Genomic DNA, 17,306 nt, shown 5'->3' on the forward strand with positions numbered 1-17,306 from the left:
CGGCTTTCCCGGCATCAACAGGTCTCCTGACCCTTGACGGTAAAAGCCGTCATGAACAGGAGTAAAAACCTCGATGCTTACTGATACCAAACTGCGCAATCTCAAGCCCAAGTCCAAGCTGTACAAGGCTTTCGACCGCGATGGTATGTACGTGACGGTATCGCCTACCGGTACCGTCACCTTTCGCTACGACTACCGTCTCAATGGACGCCGAGAAACGCTGACCATCGGGCGCTATGGGCCAACTGGCATTTCCCTGGCCATGGCTCGCGAGAAACTGCTCGATGCCAAGCGCATGGTCGCCCTGGGCAAGTCTCCCTCTCTTGAGAAGCAGCGCGCTAAGCGGCGCCTCAACGCAGCCAAGAATTTCGGTGAAACGCTGACTAAGTGGTTGGCCGGCGCGCGCATGGCCGACAGCACGCGCGCAATGCGCAAAAGCATCATCGACCGCGACATCCTGCCGGTCTTCGAAAATCGGCTGCTGACCGAAATCACCCCTGACGATCTACGAGCTCTGTGTGCCAAGGTAAAGGCTCGAGGGGCACCGGCAACTGCGGTCCATATTCGCGACATCGTGAAACAGGTCTATGCGTTCGCGATCCTGCATGGAGAGAAGGTCGAGAATCCGGCTGACGACGTTAAGGCGTCTTCCATCGCTACTTTCGTGCCAAAGGACCGGGCGCTGAGCCCGACCGAAATTCGGCTGGCCTTCCATCAACTGGAGACTATCGCCGCGTATCCCACGATCAAGCTGGCCTTGCGGCTGGTGCTGCTGACCTTGGTTCGCAAGAGCGAGTTGATCGAGGCGACCTGGGACGAGGTGGACTTCGAGAACGCCACTTGGACGATCTCCAAGGAGCGGATGAAGGGGCGTAACCCGCACGTTGTCTACCTGTCGCGCCAGGCCTTGGACATCTTCGTTGCGCTGCACACCTGTGCGGCTGGTTCCCGCTATGTGTTGCCCTCGCGCTATGACATCTACCGCTGCATGTCGCACGCCACACTGAACCGCATCACCCAGCTCATCGCCTCCCGTGCGAAGGAGGCAGGCCTGCCGTTGGAGCCGTTCACCGTCCACGACCTGCGCAGGACGGGTTCCACGCTGCTCAACGAGGTGGGCTTCAACGGCGACTGGATCGAGAAATGCCTGGCTCACGAAGATGGTCGCTCCTCGCGCTCGGTCTACAACAAAGCCGAGTACGCGGAGCAGCGCCGGCACATGCTGCAGGAGTGGGCGGACATGATCGACGCCTGGATCGATGGCCGCACTCACGTTCCCCAACTGCTGCCGGACAGCGTTGTAGTACCGGTGTTGAGTGCCACGGTTTAAGGAAAGTGCAAGGTTGTCAGTTGACAACCTTGCCGGTCATGCGAATACTGGAGATCACTGATGACCCGTCCTTCTCACTCGAAGAAAGAGGTTGAAGAAGCACTCAGGCATGCCGAAGAGCAGGGCTGGCGCATAGAACTGGGTGGTAGCCACGCTTGGGGACGAATCTATTGTCCCTACAACGATGAAGAGTGTCGCTGCGGCGAGTTCTGCATCACCAGCGTGTGGAGCACACCGAAGAACCCAGGCAACCATGCGCGTGCCCTTCGGCGCGTCGTCGACAACTGCACCACGCACCGTAAGCAGCGGCAGACCGCTGAGGGTGCAGAGGAGTAGCGCTATGGAATACACCTTCACTCTGAAATACCAATTGGCCGACGATGACCGTGACCCGGAGGTGTTGGTCGAGCGCCTCGGCGAGGCCGGCTGCGACGATGCCCTGATTGGCATTGGCCAGCCAGGCCGGTTGGCGCTGGAGTTCACCCGCGAAGCGGAGAACGCTGAAGCGGCTGTGAGCAGCGCACTGGCCGACGTGCGCAATGCCGTACCGTCGGCCAGGCTGATCGAGGTGGCGCCAGATCTGGTCGGTCTCACCGATGTGGCGGAGATCGTCGGCGTGTCGCGCCAGAACATGCGCAAGCTGATGTTGGCTTATCCGAGCAGCTTCCCTACACCGGTACATGAGGGCAGTACATCGATCTGGCACCTGGCGGACGTGCTGACCTGGCTACACGCCAAAGGCAGCTATCTGCTGCCTGGCGGTGTCTTGGACGTGGCTCAGGTGGCCCTGCAGGTCAATCTAGCCAAGGAAGAACGGCGGCTAACGCGTCCCGCCTCCAAGGAACTGCAAGCCCTTGTCGGATGAGGACGGCACCGACTTCATGCTTGGCTGCAGCCCGCCCGGACAGGGCGGGTTTTCCTCAGGTAAACATCCGGCTTGCTGATGTTGGCCCGAGGTGCTCGCTTGCGCTCCTCGATCCAAGCCTCCACCTCGGCCAGATCCCAGACCACACAACGTGGTGTCAGGTTGAAGCGCCTGGGGAACTCACCACGACGCTCCATCTCGTAGATCGTTGATTCAGCCAGGGGGACGATCTGTCTCAGCTCATGCTTGCGAATTGTGCGCCGGAAGGGCAGGGGGCTGCCCTTCGGGTACTGCGGAAGCGACTCGTAGGCTTCCGTGCCCGGTAAGGGGAGGGACTGGTCAGAGTCGGTATCGAGAACCTCGGTAGTACGCGAAGAAGTATCCATCTCTATCTCCATGATTACGCTCCATGGGGAGATGGTGGAGGCGGGCATTTATCGCAGCAACTTGCTGTGGCGTACTCCAGAGCATGTGTGTTTTTTACTTAATGATGATCGTTGCAGTTAGACTCACAAGTGCTGGTAGCTCCTAGTCGTTGAGTGGGCCTGAGTCCTGCAATGAAGTAAAAGAAGATCCCTCAGACCTTGTGCGGTTTGCCGTCAGCCCGGTAACGCTATCCTAGGAGGCGTAGAGCGCGCCGACTTCGCCTTGGGCTAGGACGGATGCGATACTGGCTGTTTGGCCGACACTCGACGCTACTGCATTCTATGCTCAGGTTATATCATTCATTATATTTTTTTAGGGTATCTAATGAGCCATCCCAGTTTGGAGGTGTTTTATATTTAGTGTGTTCTTTTTTTCCTAAAAATACGCCTATAAGTTTTTTTTCTTTAAGACAGTAGATGCGCCCTCCCCAATTGTGGCTTTCAATAAAGCGTACATAGACAGTATCTTCGGGTTGGCAGGTGCTTAGATTTTTTTGCAGCTCTTCAAAGCCAAGTCGAGGTTTCTGTGATGATGCGGCAATTTGATTTTGAAGGTTGATTTCGTTTAAGTAGTGTGCGCTGGTGTTTTCTACAATGTACGTATTCTGATAGCCAAAGTCTTCATGGATAAGATTGTCTATGGCTTTAACTTTGAAAGATATGTCCTTGGATAAGTGGAAGTCTTTATTTAATAGCTCTAGTAGATTCATGGTCTATATACCTCAATGTCACCAGTCCTCGAACCCTTCATTAGAACTTCCTGTTCGCCCCAAATGTCGTCTGAATATTGCCAAGACCATCCATCTCCATCTTTAGGGGCACCAATACGAACTCTTAATATGATGCCGTCTTCCTTAGCCCATTTGCGAGCTATATCAGGTGATCGCGTCCATGAGGTATAAGGGCTATCCGCTGAGTGGCCACCACGATTGTGATCTTCCGGACTAACCTTACCGTCCAGCTTTCCAGGTGTAACTATCCCATCTATGGCCTCATGCTCTGCAGGATGCCCTCTATATACCCCTCGGTATAGATATTCGCCTTCTCCCCCCTCAGGTAATCGAGGCAGAGTTTCATATTTTGCGTCCCGATCACTTTTTGCCTGTTCGACTTCTGGGCAATCCCCCTTAACCCCTGATAACCCCAACGGATCCACCCACCCCGTCGGGTTATTCACATACTGGTAGTTGTTCAACCCACCCGCGAGCTTGATCGGGTCGGGGGTGAGGTAGCTGCCGGTGCTGGGATTGTAGTAGCGGTGGCGGTTGTAGTGCAGGCCGGTTTCGACGTCGTAGTACTGGCCCTGGAAGCGCAGGGGGTTGTCGATGTCGGCGATTTCCAGCTTGGCCACGTTGCCATAGGCGCGGTACTTCACCGACCAGAGAATTTCGCCAGCGGCGCTGGTCAGTTCCTGCGGTGTGCCGAGGTGGTCGAGTTGGTAGTAGTAAGGCTTGGCCTGTGCGCCTTGGCCCTGGAGCATGGCCAGTGGGCGGAAGGTGCCGGGTTCGTAGACGTAGCTGCGGTAATGCTCGGTACTGCTCTCGGCGATAAGGCGCTCGCCTTGCCAGAGGAACTCGGTGGTTTTGCCAGCGACGACTTTGGCGATGCGCCGGCCGAAGGCGTCGTAGCGGTAGCTGACCTGGCTACCGTCGGGGAGGCAGGCGCCGATCAGGCGGTGCTGGCTGTCGTAGTGGTATTCGGTGATCAGCCTGTGTCCCGCGCCACGGCGCTCGCGGATCAGGTTGCCGAAGGCGTCGTAGTCGAAGTGGCGGTCGCCCTGCATCAGCAGGCGGTTGCCCTTGACGTTGGCCAACCCACTGCTGGTGCCGCTCTGGGCCAGCAGGGAGCCGGCGGGGTCGTGAACGAAGCTTTCCGGGGTGTCGCCGCGTACCGCCACGAGGCGATCCAGCGGGTCGTAATGGAAGCTCTTGCTGCCTTTGCGTGAGTCGTCGATGCCGGCCAGATTGCCGTTGGCATCGTAGCGATAGTGACGCTGCAATACGCGCTGCTGTTCCTGGCGCAGGGTATGGGCGCGCAGGCGGCCTTGTTCGTCGTACTGGTATTCACTGAGCAAGGCGCCTTGCTGGCGGTACTGTTCGCGTCCGCCAGGCGTGTACTGGTGAGCGGTCAGCGGGTGGCCGTTGAGGTCGATGGCGGCAAGGGTGCCGCCACGCTGGTGGCGATAGTCCAGTTGGCTGCCATCGGGCAGTCGGCAATGGCTGAGCTGGCCAAGTGCGTCATATTCGTAACGCAGGGTGGCCCAGCCCTGGTGTTCTTCGATCAGGCGATCCTGCAGGTCGTAACGGTAGGCCAGCGGCCATTGGCCGTCCTCGACACTGACCAGGCGGCCCAGGGCATCGTAGGCGTAATGCACCTGCTCACCATCGGCCAGGGTTTTCATCAGCAGACGCCCGGCGGCGTCGCGTTGATAAGTGGTGACTCGCTCGCTGCCGTCGTCGCCGAATTCCTTCTTCTCGATCAGGTGACCGTTGAGATCGTAGGCGTAGGTGGTGCTGCGCCCGTCGAAGGCGGTTTCACGCTGGATCAGGCCGTTGGGGTAGTAGCTCAGGTGGTAGTGCTCACCCCGTTCGTTCTCGATCTCAGTGAGCAGCAGGCGCGCGTTGTCGTAGCGGTAGCGCAGTTGGCTGCCGTCCGGGTTGATGCGACGGCTGACCAGGTGCAGGCCATCGGCGTATTCATAGCGGGTGACGCGGCCGAGTTCGTCGCGCTCGCTGGTGACCTTGCCGTAGGCGTTGTAGTTGAAGGCGCGCGTACCGCCGCCGGGCAGGGTGATCTGAGTCAGGCGGCCAACGGCATCCCATTGGTAGTGAGTGATGGCGCCGTTTTCATCTTGGCGGGTGATCTGCCGCCCGAGGGCGTCATAGCGATAGCGTCGCTCACCGCCGCTGGGCAGTTGTTCTTCGATCAACTGACCCAGTGGGTTCCAGGTCAGCGTGTGCTGGCTGCCATCGGGGTGGTTGATGGCCAGCAGGCGGCCCTGGGCATCGTAGCTGTAGCGGGTGGTGTGGCCGTGTGGATCTGTTTGCGCGGTGATATCGCCCTGTGTATTGCGGCGGTATTGCCAGGTCGCTTCGCCACGCCGCACCGCGCTGACGAAACCGTCGCGGTACTCGTAGGCAATCGGCTGATCCTCCGGCGGGATCACGGCGGTGAGGCGCCCGGCCTCGTCGTAGCGGTATTCGGTGATGGCGCCGAGGGCATCGCGCTCGGTGGTCAGTTGGCCCTTGTCGTCATAGGATTTGAGGATCTGGGCGCCGTCCGGGTCGACCTGTTTGATCAGGCGGGCGTTGTCGTCATGGACATACACCTCTTCGCTGCCATCGGCGTTGACGACGGTGACACCGCCCTTGTCGTCCCAGTGATAGCGCGCGTCCATTTGGCCGAAATTGGTCCAGTGGTGCACGCAGCGCGCCTGTTTGCCGATGCCTTGCCACTCCCAGTAGAAGGTGGCGCCACCCGCCATCTGGCGTTCGAGGATGACGTTGGCGTCGTCGTAGCGGTAACGCTCCGTTTCACCCAGGGCATTGCTGGCTTCGAGCAGTTGCCCGGCGGTGTTATAGCGATAACGCGCCAGTGTCTCGACGGTGTGCCAACTGTCTTCCTCGTTGTCCGCCGGGCGCTGAATCTGGTAGTGCACGGCAGCGATATGTTTGCCGTCGTATTGCAGCTTGAGGGCGCGCCCGGCCTTGTTGCTCAGGCGCTGGATACGCCCTGCCAGGTCGCGGCTGATGTCGAGGCGGTTGCCGTAGGCATCGCTGACCGCGATCAGGTAGCCGCCTTGTGCATCGCGGCGGAAGTGGTAGAAGCGTGGTGTCTTGCCGGCCTGGGCGAGGATCAGCTCGGCGGGGTCATCACCCAGGTAGATGGCGGCGCGTGAGAGGCGATTGGTAATCGCCGGGCGTTGCACGCTGGGCATGGGGAAACGCGTGCTGCGGTTTTCATGGTCGACCCAAACCAGTTCCTCACCCTCGCGATTCAGGCGGTGTGCCAGGCTATGGCTCCAGCCAAAGCCGAGTCCATGATCGATTTCAGCGGCACTGGTGCGGTACAGGCGGCTCCAGGGAAAAGCCGGCAAGCCATCGAGTTCGCCATCGACCAGTGTCAGCAGCTCTTCACCGGTAACCATCGAGACCGGGCAGTTGTTGGTGCAGGTGTTCTCGGCCTTGTCTGCCGGTTTGTCGTTGGGCGTCTTGGCTGGGGCCGAGGCATCATCGACATCGGCAGCCTGGCTCACTTGGGTATTCTGGGTCTTGTTGCGTTTGACGCTGAGTGTGTCGGGCTCGATCTGAGAAATGCCTTGAGCCGGGCTGTGGATCTCTACGGTGGCTTTTTGCGAGCTGTTGACGAGCACCTCACCCCTGGCTGCCAGCGGCTTCACCTTATTGGCATGGGCACTTAGGGCATGGCTCGTGCTCGCGTCGATCAGTGCCTGCAGGGCCTTCTCGAGCATGGCGGCCGCGCCGCTGCCGACAGCTTTGGTCGCCTTGACGGAGAGCCGAACGGCGAGGCCCGCGCCACCGGTGAGGACGATGCCGAGCAGGATGTCCAGCAAGAGGCCGGTGGCGAACTGGGCGATGATCTCCGCCACGGTGGTCGGTGGCAGCAGCTGTACCCAGCAGACGACAGCAGATGCATAGAGAAACATCAGAGGCTCATCGCTGACGATCAACAGAATGCGTTGCATCAGCTCTTTGGCTTGGGCCTTGAGTTTCTGAAAGTCGGTCTCGGAGATGAACTTGATCAGCTTGTCGTAGTATTCATCCAGGTGGGTGAGGATGTGGAACAGATGCTTGATGTCATCCCAGAGCGACATCAGGGCTTTACCCATGCCGCTGAGGAAGGCTTCATTGATTTGCTGAAGGCGGCGAGGATCGTTGACTGGTGCCAGTGTTCGCCATTGCTGCGAGATGGTGCCGTTCCATTCGCTTTGCAGCCAGCCATGTAGCTTGTCGATGACGCCATCGTATGAAGCGTAGAGTGCGTCGATTTCGCCCTGGCCAACGTTGGGGAAAAAACGGATGCGATATTGGCTATTCGGCTGGCACCCGATGATCTGGCCCATGCCGTTGGCATCGAGGGTGCCAGAAAATTTCTGCGGCTTTGTGCCAGTCATTTGAGCCCAGGTGGAAACCACCTGCTCGGCTTCGTAAGGGGTATTGCCGATCGGGACGAAGTTCACCGAGTCGAAGGCGTGTAGCAGCTTGAGCTGTGCATTGGCTTGGCAGGTGGCGAAGGCTTGGACTCGGCCTGTGTCGTCCTTGTCCCGTTTGAGTTTGACCTCATCGCCGATGTTGAACTGCTGCTGGGCGTCCAGAGCCCAGCCAGTGAGTAAACCTTCAGCGAGCCCCTTGTACCGATCCATGCTGTTCTTCTTGAAGTCCGCAAGGATGCTTTGGGCATCCGGCTCTTTTGCGGTCAAGCCGTGGAGCATGAACGAGGAATAAAGAATCGTGCTGATCATAGGGCCAGTTCCTTCTCCAGGTGGGCCTCGAAAAGCCCAGCAAGCGTGTCTTCCGTGTACGTGGCATGGCGAATGAAATGTTCGGTTTTCAGCCGCAGGTTCGCTTCGGGAAAGGCGAAATACAGCTCAGGGTGGTCTTCACGCAGCAGCTGCATCAGGTTATCGACCAGGGTGCTTGGATCGTCCTGACTGAGCGCGGTCAGTAGGGCGCTGGGCACATTCCACCAGGGGTAGGTCTTGCTCGATATGATCTCCGGTCGCTCGGCGCGCAGCGTCTGGCCGTTGATCAGGTAATGCTCGAAAACTGGTAGCAATTCACCGGCTTCGCTGCCCAGATGGCGGAGTATGGGTAGCAGCTGTCTGCCATCCCAAAAGCGGAAGAACACTTCCGTGCCATCGGGCATGCGCACCTGCGTCAAGCTGCGAAGATGATCCAGCACCGTTTCCAGTGGCTCGGGAGAGATGGCCAGCCAGCCCCAATCCTCATCGCTTTGCTGATCGATCCAGTCGAGGAAGGGACTATGCATGGACAGCGCGCCAAGCAGGGGCATGACTGGCCACCATTCTGCATAGGGCGTGTCGCTCCAGATGGCGGATGGCGAAGCAGCCTGCTCGTCTTGGTAATAGGCTTTCAGAGGGGCGGCATCGCTGGCATTGCTCATTACCACATAGAGATGGGTGTCCTGGTTCAGCTGAATGCTGTCCAGCCATTCGCGAGTGGTCAGTCGCTCAGATTGCACAAGCACCTCCCTTGCACTTCTCGCATTCCTCACAGAAAGGTGCATTGCGCTTGAGGCTTTGAATTTGCGCTGGCGTCAGTAGAGCTCCGGCTTTGTCCGCATCCGCAGGCCTCGCCGCTCCCGGCAGGATGGGCGCTGCCCCCGAGCCATTGCCCGGCGCGCCGCCGGAGTTGATCTTGATCACCGGGCCGACTAGGGTGATGCCGCCACCGTCGAGTTTGATAAAGCTGCCGCCGCCCTTGAGGGTCAGTTCGCTGCCGGCTTCGAGCACCACCTTGAGCCCGCTGGATAGGTGGATCTCGCTGCCGGCCTGGATGAACTGGCCGTTGCCCAGCTTGATGTGCTGGCTGTCGCCGACGGTGAGGTGGTCGTTGGCCTTGATCTCGGTCTTGCGGTCGGCGTGGGTGGTGCGGTGTTCTTCGGCCTTGAAGTGGCTGTAGGCGTTGGCCTCGACGGTGTCGTGGCGTTCGTGGCCGACGCGGATCTTCTGGTCATGCTCGATGTTTTCGTCCCAGTCGCGCTGGGCATGCACATAGATCTGTTCGGCGCCCTTGCGATCCTCGATGCGCAGTTCGTTGTAGCCGCCACCGCCGGGGCTACTCAGGGTCTTGAACACGCTACGGGTCTTGTTCGCCGGCAGTTCGTAGGGCACGACGTGCTCGGCGTGATAGAGGCAGCCGGTAACCAGGGGGTGGTCGGGGTCGCCTTCGAGGAAGGTGACCAGCACTTCCATGCCGATGCGCGGGATGGTGATGGCGCCGTAGCGATCACCGGCCCAGCTGGAGCTGACGCGCAGCCAGCAACTGGTCTTGTCGTCCGCCTGGCCCTCGCGATCCCAGAAGAACTGTACCTTGACCCGGCCGTACTGGTCGCAGTGGATTTCTTCGCCGGCCGGTCCCGTGACCACGGCGCTCTGGCTGCCGAGGATGCGCGGTTTGGGGTGGGCCAATTGGGGACGGTAGGGCACGTTCCAGGGAGTGGCGGTGAAGCGGTTGCGGTAGCCTTGGTGGAAGTCGGTGTCGTCCTTTTCCCCCTCTCCCCAGCCCTCTCCCCGGAGGGGCGAGGGGGCCGTTCCGCGTAGATCGCTCGTGATCGACTCCTCCAGCACCTGCGGCTGCTTGCCTTCGTGCAGCACTTCGGTGAGCAGCCAGAGCTGGTTCCAGGCCTCGCGCGGGTGGCCTTGCAGGTCGAGGAAGTGGCCGCTGACCAGGGTCGGCGAGTCGCCGTCGCCCTGGGCCTGTTCGAAGTCGTGGCGGTGGCGCTCCAGAGCGCGTTTGGCCAGGTGCTTGCCGCGTTCGCGGTCGGTATAGCGGCCGGGATAGTCGTAGTCTTCCAGCTTGGGTTGGGCATCGCCTTCGGCCTTGGCTTCCAGCTGGAGGCGCGGCTTCTCGAAGTCGTAGTCGCGGCGGGTGACCTGGCTGGTGCGAGTTTCCACCCGTACGCCGAAGTGCTTGATCACCGGGTCGTCGGCCACCAGGCCGCTGTCCTGCTGATAGGCCAGCGGCGCCAGACGTGGAAAGATGGTCTGGTCGTCGCCGAAGCACAGCACATGGCCTGCGCTGCTGTGCTGGAAGTGGTAATGGATGCCTTCCTCCTCGCACAGGCGCTGAACGAAGTGCAGGTCGCTCTCGTCGTACTGCACGCAGTATTCACGCTCGGGGTAGAGCGAGCCGAGCTGGAACTGGTAGGCATCGGCCTGGATGCCGTGTTCCTCGAGCACCTGGCCGATGATCTGCTCCACCGTCAGCTGCTGGAAGATGCGCTGGTTGGTGCGGTGCGCCAGGTAGGTCAGTTGCGGCACCAGGGTCAGGCGGTAGCGCGTCATGCGCTTGCCGGATTCGCCCTGGGCGATGCGGTGGATCAGGCCGTGGATGCCGGCGTCGTTCTGATCGAAGGCGAGGAAGGCGCGCTGATGCAGCAGGCTCTCCAGATCGAGGTCGGGGCGTTCGCTGATCAGTTCCACGTCGAAGGCGTAAGGCTGGCTGATCGCCTCGCGCCCTTTGAACTCGAGCACCTGCAGGTCGTGTTCGACACCGTCGATGCTGAGGCTGAAATGGGTCTGGTTGGCCTGGGCGAACATTCGTTGTTCCTCTCGTTTCGATCCATGAATACGCGGGCCATTCTATGAATGCGGCGTAGGGGACGGCTGTGTCCGAGTTAGCGGTTGCAGGCTGTAGGAGCGAATTTGATCGCGAATAAATTCGCTCCTACAGCCTGCACAAACTCGAAACGCAACGGCCAGGACGATGCCTGGCCGCTGCGGTGACGCACGAACTCAGCCTGGATTTAGGCGGAGATCGGGGTACGCCAGTCGTCGGAGCCGGAAGTGCCGGAGACTTCGTGGGTCCAGACGATCTTGCGGTAGGTGAAGTAGACGTCTTCCAGGTGAGTGAAGTGCGCCATGTTCGGGTCCTGGCAGTTCGGCATGCGCGACTGCACGTCGACGATCACGGCGTCTTCCAGTTCGATGGTGAAGTAGTGCTCCTGGGTACCGGTGGAGGAGGTGCGGTACCACTCCAGGCGGCACTTGTTCAGACGCTCGCCGGAGGTCAGGGCGTTGAAGATCAGCGGCGAGGACTTGTCGAAGACCTTGGTGATCATCAGCGGCTTGTGCACACGCTGGCCGGTCGGTTGGCCGGACTGCGGGTCGCGCGGGATGATGACCTGGTGGTTGTAGGCTTGCACCAGAATCTGGTCCTCATGACCTTCCTGGAAAATGTTGCCGACCGAGTCCTCGGTGAAGGTGCCAGCGGTGATCAGACCTTGTTTGGTGCCTTCGAGGGACAGATACGCGGGTGTTGGCATGAGTGCTCTCCTTGCCTGGGTCATGGATCGTGGTCGATCCGGGAGCCAGACCTATAGCGAGCGGCGTGCCATTTAATTTAATTTAAATTAAATCAATAAGTTGATGTGACCATGCGGTGTTTTCTGGTCACGTTGCGTGATCTGTCATAGATTTCTGCGCAACAAGTTGCGCAGTGCTGTGCAGGTTCTTGCGCAGTGGCCTGTAGCTCAGTAAAGACGCGGGTTGCAGGGCATTTAGTGGCGAAAAAGTACGGCACTGGTGAGCAATAAGCTGCGCAGCTGGGCGACACATTCTGCAGACGGAGTTATTGCTCAAGCAGCTTGCCAAGTGGATCGTAGTGCAGCGTGTTAGGCACGCTACAGGGCCAGTAATGACGCGGCTATGGGGTATACGCGGCACGCTGATGCACTCAATGGGTGCCGTCTCAAACCCCCGTGCAGACTGCTTCCCGGGCCAACGAAGTGCCGCCCCCTTTTATCTTGCCCTCCGCTTTTTCCGTGCCTTTGTGCGCCTGAGCAGGGTAATCAGGTTGGGGGATACTAAGGACCTCGGCGTCGCTGGGCGGCAGCCGAGGGCAGACGTATCTGCAGCTCCGCGCTGCTTGAATGCGCTGGCTGAGCATACGCTATCGACATCATGATCGACGCGATAATGGACAGCTCATAGACATGAGCCCGATCACAAGAGCTGCCCCCGAACGATCATCCCATCGACAGACACTGTGCCGAAGTGGCGACTGTCGAATGACTTCTGGTTGGTGCTCCTGAGCAGGAGTATTTCAGCGCCAGCCAGGCGCCGACAGGCCTGCCAGACTGGCAGCGCGCGCCGTTGTCGTTACCACCCCAAGCGTCTGGCAACTAGGACGCCATTGATGCGTATCGTCTCTGACGACCTTGTATGCAAACGTGCTGCGGCACCATCGTCGCCACCGCCTCCAACAACGGTGCCTTCGCCAGCAGGTAGCCGTGCTGCCAGCCATTGCATTAGGTGAACCAGCATCAGATCGCCAGGCCCCAATGAATTGGCCGGCGAAGTGCGATACCAGCCGGCAGGCACGTTATCGGAGGTGTTGTAGATCAGTCGTGGTGGCGACGTTGTGAGCGCTGCCCAACCCAGGGCGAATATGCTGCCTGTGAGCAGTGTCAGCGGTCGCCATGCCTGGCGAGTCCCCTGCATCATGACTTGGCCTGCTGCTTCAGCACCTCGCGCATCATTTCCGCCCCATGGTCACGCCGTAGTCGGAGGCCGCCAGCTTGATACGCGTGCGCAGTGCCGGCGTCACGTCCAGCGTCAGCCGGGCGCTGTAGCGCTCGGCCTTGCGATGATCGAGGGCAGCTCCCTGGCGTATCCAGGCTTCGGCCTGCGGATCGGTCAGCGGGCGTGCACCGATATCGATGCGCTTGCCGCTCATGGCGACCACCTCAGCAACTCGTCGACCAGGCTGCTGATCTCGCACGCAATGGCGCTGTCAGGTGCCTGTTCACGTGCCAGGCGACCGGCCGCCACGCTTTCGGTGAAGGCGTGGCGCTGGCGTGATTCGGCCTGCAGCGCCGGCAGCGGTTGGTCGGCCAAGGCGCTGCCTGCTTCGCGGCCGATCAGATCACCGTGGTGCGGATGCGACGGTTGATGGCAAGCACCGCGGGCAACGTGGGCCTGAACACCTGCGCTTCGCGGATCAGGTTGACCATCTCCGCACTGGCCCACAGGTCGTAGGGGCTGGGCTGCACCGGGATCAACACGCGATCTGCCGCCAGCAACGCCGAGCGGGCGAGGGCGAGGGCGGCGATGCGCAGTGGCCCGTCGATGATCACGTGATCGGCGCGACGAGCCAACTCCGGGGCTTCCTGGTGCCGCGTCTCGCGCGCCAGGCCGACGGCGCTGAACAGCCTGGGCAAGCCCTGCTGGTTGCACCGCTGGGTCCAGTCCAGCGCCGAGCCTAGTGGGGCAGCATCGAGCAGGATGACGTTCTGCCCGCGCAGGGCCCGTTCGCTGGCGACTTTGGGGTGGCGAGGGTGGTCATGCCCACCCCGCCTTTCTGCTTGAGCAGGGCGACGATCATGGCCGGTTCCCCCGGCCAAACCGCCCCGATCAGCACTTGTCCACAAACTGGCGTTGCCCAATAACAAGTTAGAGCTTTTAAGTTAGTTAAGTTAAGGAAGGCTGGAGGCCGCACCAGCCGTGGCCTGCAGAGGAGTTCGTGCGCCTAAAAGCACGAGGGTGATGCGCCTGATGGCACGTGCCTGCATACGCCTGATAGCACGACTGAATTCACAGCTTTTCCAGAAGATATCCCCGTGCCGTTAACGGCACGCGCCGGAGATCCGGTCGCCTGGGGTGCAAGCGCTGCGATGTTTCAGCGGTTTCCTAAGCTGGGATTGGCGCCGATCCCGGAGCTGGTTGCGGGCAGGCTCGAGATAACTGCGCTCAGGAGAGGTGTGACGTTCTGCGGCGCATCGTCCTCGTGCTGGAGTTAGCGCAGATGGTTGCCCTCCGGGCCTGTGCGCGTTTGCCGGAAACGGTCCAGGAGCGCGTTGAAACACTTCAGATGACTTGGGAAGGGCCACTATGGGGTGACGCGGTTGGAGCGTTCTAAGGGGGCTCTGGCGGCGTTTCTGGCCGATGTCGTTGAGCGTGGCTCAAAGGTGAACAGGCGGGCCTCATTGGTAGACCATGGCCTGTTCGTGTGCGAGTTCGCGTCTCGCAGTCTCGCCCAATGGGCGGCACGTGGCGTGTGTGGCTGCAGTCTCCGAAGGTGCGGTTCTACGGCTTTCTGCAAAACCGGAAAACCGCATTGGCGGATTTCCGTAAATCCGTAGAAGCGCAGATCCGCTTCCCCGCAAATTCGTAAATCCGTGGAAACGGATCGGCGGATTTGGGCAAAGACGTAAGACCGTAACCGTCTTAATCAGCAGGCGGCACAACGCGGTTGCAGCAGGCTGATCGCTGGGTGCGCGCGACTGTGCATCAGTCTTGCGGGTGGGGCGCGCGGGTGGCCGGCAGGGCAGGGGCGCAAAAAACAAGGCACCGGGTCACCCCGGTGCCTTCCGCTCGACCTAGCGATTCCAGAACACGTGCACCTGCTCGAAGCCGGTCTCCAGGGTGAACACATCGCCGCTGTACTCCATGTCACGGGCCATGGCGCGGTAGTCGATGTACATGGCCAGGTGCTGCGGAATGCTGGTGGTTTCCTCGGTCAGCTCCTGGGCGTAGTCGGCCAGCGAGCTGTAGCAGCCGCAGTAATCGTCCTCGGCCGCCTTGCGCGCCTGCTCCAGGTCGTTGAAATGGGCGAGCAGGGCGCCGCCGAACTCGGGGTATTCCTCGATAAAGCAGGCGATCTCGTGGGCGCTCTCAAGACCCTCGTATTCGCCGATGCGGTAGCCGTCGAAGCCCTCGAAGTCGTGAATGGCGTACTCCTCCGCCCCCTCGACCGGCGAGGCCGCCAGCATGGCGGCGACCTGCGCCTGTATGTCGTCCAGCTCCAGGGTGGCGTCGATCCAGACGCCATGCAGGTGACCGGCGTTGTAGGCGGCCAGGTCGGCAACGTAGATCCTGATTTCTTCGCTCATGGCTTTCGCTCCTTCGTCTTGAGGGTTCTGCGCTTGCGCTGCGCATGAACCCCTGCCGACTAGGGCGACTAAGGCGGTCGTGAAAAAATCAGGAAAAATCGCGGAGGCTCCACCCCGCGCAGCGGCCGGGTGGAAACCGTCTATTTTTCTTGATTTTGAGGGGGCAAGAACCCCTGCTTTGGAAAGTGGAGAACGTCACCACGGGTGGTGACAGGAACGTGTTTCGTCAGCAGACAACTGATTAGGTAGTCGCCCCATCACAGCCGGTGGTGACATGCCGCACCCGGCTGATTCTGTTGGAAAACTCTCTCTGCAATTTTTGCCCAGAAAAGAGCTTTGCCTCCATTCAAATCTGGACTGCTAGCTTTGGACGTCAGATAGCAAACCTAACGCCATGCGCTTTCGAACTCTGGAAAGGGTGGCGACCGGCTTCTTCAACACAATCGGCTGAGAACCGTCGTCTGTTGCGTCCTGTAGTCGAGGAAGTAGCGCAATCCATTCAAGCGGAAGACAACTATGGTGTTGGCCGTAACGGAGCCTCTGGTCTGCAAGGAGCCGCCCGATCTAGTTCTGGCAGAAAAGGCATATGGGCGGCAGTTTCGCAATACAAGCGACGAAGTCGAAGCTACGGCTTCTGGGGGAGGGCGTGCCGTCCTTACTCGACCGTAGAGTTCTTCAGAGGAGTTGGGGCCGTCCGCAGCCTGATTGCGGCTATTGCTCTTGCGGCGGTCGTCATTTGGAGGCTCTAATGGCGCCTGTTCCGAGATAGGTGCAAATTGGAAAAATTGAGTGGAATGCAAGAGCTAAATATGCCAAGTGGCGATACAGCAGTAATTGGTCTCGACTCACGCGAGGATAATCTAAAGGATAAACTGCGGGAGCACCTGCATTCGCTTGGCTTTACTAAAACTGAAAATGGAATATTACAGGCTCCAAGAGGTACCAAGGAAGCGATCCGCTCTCTACACAGTGCACAGCGAGAGGAGAAGCTCTCGGCTAACGAAAAATTTGTCTCACAAACTGGCCGAAAGCTGATGGGGTTCTTTGCATCAGGGAAGGATATTGATCCAGAAAAGATTTCGCCGGTTCTTGAGCGTGTTTCATCGGGAACTCAACAAGGTGAGCTCTTTCGGCTTGCTTCGCTATCGTGGTCTGTTCCCGTTTCGAATGGATTTGGTAGACGTCTCCGTTACCTTGTCTGGGATGAAAGTAACGGTAAGCTGATGGGGTTGATTGCCATTGGTGATCCTGTATTTAATCTTGCTGTGCGTGATAAGTTTGTTGGTTGGGATGTTCATGATAGGAGTGCGCGCCTTGTAAATTTGATGGATGCATACGTCTTAGGGGCGCTCCCCCCATATAACATGCTTCTAGGCGGAAAACTTATAGCGTGCTTGTTGCGTAGTCGTGATATTTATGATGATTTTTCCAGCGTGTACGGTTGTGCGGCAGGTGTCATTTCTGGGGAGGTAAAAAAAGCACGCCTGCTTGCGATCACAACTTCATCGTCAATGGGGCGTTCATCGGTTTATAATCGGCTGAGGCTTAATGGCGTAAGGTATTTAGATTCTATTGGGTACACCAGTGGTTGGGGGCATTTCCATATACCAGATCAGTTGTTTGCGGAGCTCCGCTGTTACTTGCGCGACATTGATCATACTTATGCGGATCAGCATGCTTTTGGGCAGGGGCCGAACTGGCGTTTACGAACTATGAAGGCGGCGTTATCTGCGCTCGGTTTCAAACAGGATCTAATGCGGCATGGTATCCAGCGTGAGGTTTTTATATGCCAGCTCGCCAATAATGCTACTGAAATTCTTCAGACGGGAAAAGGTCAGCCTGAACTGACTTCGCTTCTACCTGCAAAGGATATTGCCGAGCAAGCGGTGGATCGGTGGATGCTGCCCCGTTCAAGGCGTAGATCTGAATATCGTGATTGGATGTCCAGCGACCTAATTGACATGTTTGGGAATCAGGCTCGAAATCTACGTGCACAGCTAGAAAAGTAGAGATGTACAGTAATGCCAGTCGGCTGTAAGGATACAGGGAGGGGAGATGGAGTATGCTTTCAATGAGATAACTGGCAGATTGG

General features: G+C 59.2%; 12 protein-coding genes and 2 pseudogenes. 4 read left to right on the top strand and 10 right to left on the bottom strand.

The window, feature by feature from the left end; genetic code table 11:
* The first annotated feature begins 73 nt into the window (after nt 1-73).
* The 3 genes from ACIGKL_RS18805 to ACIGKL_RS18815 are packed head-to-tail and all read left to right on the top strand — an operon-like array spanning nt 74 to nt 2,195.
* Nucleotides 74-1,330: a site-specific integrase gene (locus ACIGKL_RS18805; protein ID WP_150606173.1), complete on the top strand. Its 1,257-nt coding sequence runs from the start codon at nt 74-76 to the stop codon at nt 1,328-1,330.
* Nucleotides 1,331-1,390: 60 nt separating this feature from the next.
* On the top strand, nt 1,391-1,666 hold the full coding sequence (locus ACIGKL_RS18810) for a hypothetical protein (RefSeq protein ID WP_012019489.1): 276 nt from the start codon (nt 1,391-1,393) through the stop codon (nt 1,664-1,666).
* A 4-nt stretch (nt 1,667-1,670) separates the two neighbouring features.
* The gene (locus ACIGKL_RS18815) at nt 1,671-2,195 is read left to right on the top strand and encodes a helix-turn-helix transcriptional regulator (RefSeq protein ID WP_397487985.1); all 525 of its coding nucleotides are present in this window, start codon (nt 1,671-1,673) and stop codon (nt 2,193-2,195) included.
* 14 nt (nt 2,196-2,209) lie between these two features.
* Here ACIGKL_RS18815 and ACIGKL_RS18820 read toward each other — a convergent pair whose 3' ends face one another.
* From ACIGKL_RS18820 to ACIGKL_RS18865, 10 genes and pseudogenes are all read right to left on the bottom strand, one after another.
* Nucleotides 2,210-2,581, bottom strand: coding sequence for a helix-turn-helix transcriptional regulator (locus ACIGKL_RS18820; protein WP_397487986.1), 372 nt, complete (start codon nt 2,579-2,581; stop codon nt 2,210-2,212).
* 335 nt (nt 2,582-2,916) lie between these two features.
* Nucleotides 2,917-3,330: a hypothetical protein gene (locus ACIGKL_RS18825; protein WP_397487987.1), complete on the bottom strand. Its 414-nt coding sequence runs from the start codon at nt 3,328-3,330 to the stop codon at nt 2,917-2,919.
* A complete protein-coding gene (locus tag ACIGKL_RS18830) occupies nt 3,327-8,102 on the bottom strand; it encodes an RHS repeat-associated core domain-containing protein (protein ID WP_397487988.1) in 4,776 nt (1,591 codons plus the stop codon). The genes ACIGKL_RS18825 and ACIGKL_RS18830 overlap by 4 nt, the downstream gene beginning before the upstream one ends.
* Nucleotides 8,099-8,842 (bottom strand): DUF4123 domain-containing protein, encoded by a 744-nt coding sequence (locus ACIGKL_RS18835; protein WP_397487989.1) that lies wholly within the window; start codon nt 8,840-8,842, stop codon nt 8,099-8,101. The genes ACIGKL_RS18830 and ACIGKL_RS18835 overlap by 4 nt, the downstream gene beginning before the upstream one ends.
* A complete protein-coding gene (tssI, locus tag ACIGKL_RS18840; RefSeq protein ID WP_397487990.1) occupies nt 8,832-10,922 on the bottom strand; it encodes a type VI secretion system tip protein TssI/VgrG in 2,091 nt (696 codons plus the stop codon). Before tssI ends, ACIGKL_RS18835 begins: the two co-directional genes overlap by 11 nt.
* A 206-nt stretch (nt 10,923-11,128) precedes the next feature.
* Nucleotides 11,129-11,647: an Hcp family type VI secretion system effector gene (locus ACIGKL_RS18845; protein WP_003241180.1), complete on the bottom strand. Its 519-nt coding sequence runs from the start codon at nt 11,645-11,647 to the stop codon at nt 11,129-11,131.
* A gap of 679 nt (nt 11,648-12,326) precedes the next feature.
* Entirely contained in the window at nt 12,327-12,467 is a 141-nt protein-coding gene (locus ACIGKL_RS18850) for a hypothetical protein (RefSeq protein ID WP_397488308.1), read from the bottom strand.
* Between the two features lie 356 nt (nt 12,468-12,823).
* A pseudogene (locus ACIGKL_RS18855) lies at nt 12,824-13,059 on the bottom strand (hypothetical protein).
* Nucleotides 13,056-13,707, bottom strand: a pseudogene (gene parA / locus ACIGKL_RS18860) (ParA family partition ATPase). The pseudogenes ACIGKL_RS18855 and parA overlap by 4 nt, the downstream one beginning before the upstream one ends.
* A 994-nt stretch (nt 13,708-14,701) precedes the next feature.
* A complete protein-coding gene (locus tag ACIGKL_RS18865; RefSeq protein ID WP_397487991.1) occupies nt 14,702-15,214 on the bottom strand; it encodes an antirestriction protein ArdA in 513 nt (170 codons plus the stop codon).
* 809 nt (nt 15,215-16,023) lie between these two features.
* On the opposite strand from ACIGKL_RS18865, the gene ACIGKL_RS18870 reads away from it, so the two are divergent.
* Nucleotides 16,024-17,223 carry a Druantia anti-phage system protein DruA gene (locus ACIGKL_RS18870; protein WP_397487992.1) on the top strand — a complete coding sequence of 400 codons (1,200 nt, stop codon included), beginning with the start codon at nt 16,024-16,026 and terminating at the stop codon, nt 17,221-17,223.
* Nucleotides 17,224-17,306 lie beyond the last annotated feature (83 nt).

The organism is Pseudomonas sp. NPDC077186, assembly GCF_044543505.1.
Lineage (GTDB): Bacteria > Pseudomonadota > Gammaproteobacteria > Pseudomonadales > Pseudomonadaceae > Aquipseudomonas.

Bases quoted from the DNA above. Each gene is read 5' to 3' on its own strand.
- ACIGKL_RS18805 (WP_150606173.1), top strand. From the start codon at position 74: ATGCTTACTGATACCAAACTGCGCAATCTCAAGCCCAAGTCCAAGCTG.
- ACIGKL_RS18810 (WP_012019489.1), top strand. From the start codon at position 1,391: ATGACCCGTCCTTCTCACTCGAAGAAAGAGGTTGAAGAAGCACTCAGG.
- ACIGKL_RS18815 (WP_397487985.1), top strand. From the start codon at position 1,671: ATGGAATACACCTTCACTCTGAAATACCAATTGGCCGACGATGACCGT.
- ACIGKL_RS18820 (WP_397487986.1), bottom strand. From the start codon at position 2,581: ATGGATACTTCTTCGCGTACTACCGAGGTTCTCGATACCGACTCTGAC.
- ACIGKL_RS18825 (WP_397487987.1), bottom strand. From the start codon at position 3,330: ATGAATCTACTAGAGCTATTAAATAAAGACTTCCACTTATCCAAGGAC.
- ACIGKL_RS18830 (WP_397487988.1), bottom strand. From the start codon at position 8,102: ATGATCAGCACGATTCTTTATTCCTCGTTCATGCTCCACGGCTTGACC.
- tssI (WP_397487990.1), bottom strand. From the start codon at position 10,922: ATGTTCGCCCAGGCCAACCAGACCCATTTCAGCCTCAGCATCGACGGT.
- ACIGKL_RS18845 (WP_003241180.1), bottom strand. From the start codon at position 11,647: ATGCCAACACCCGCGTATCTGTCCCTCGAAGGCACCAAACAAGGTCTG.
- ACIGKL_RS18865 (WP_397487991.1), bottom strand. From the start codon at position 15,214: ATGAGCGAAGAAATCAGGATCTACGTTGCCGACCTGGCCGCCTACAAC.
- ACIGKL_RS18870 (WP_397487992.1), top strand. From the start codon at position 16,024: ATGCCAAGTGGCGATACAGCAGTAATTGGTCTCGACTCACGCGAGGAT.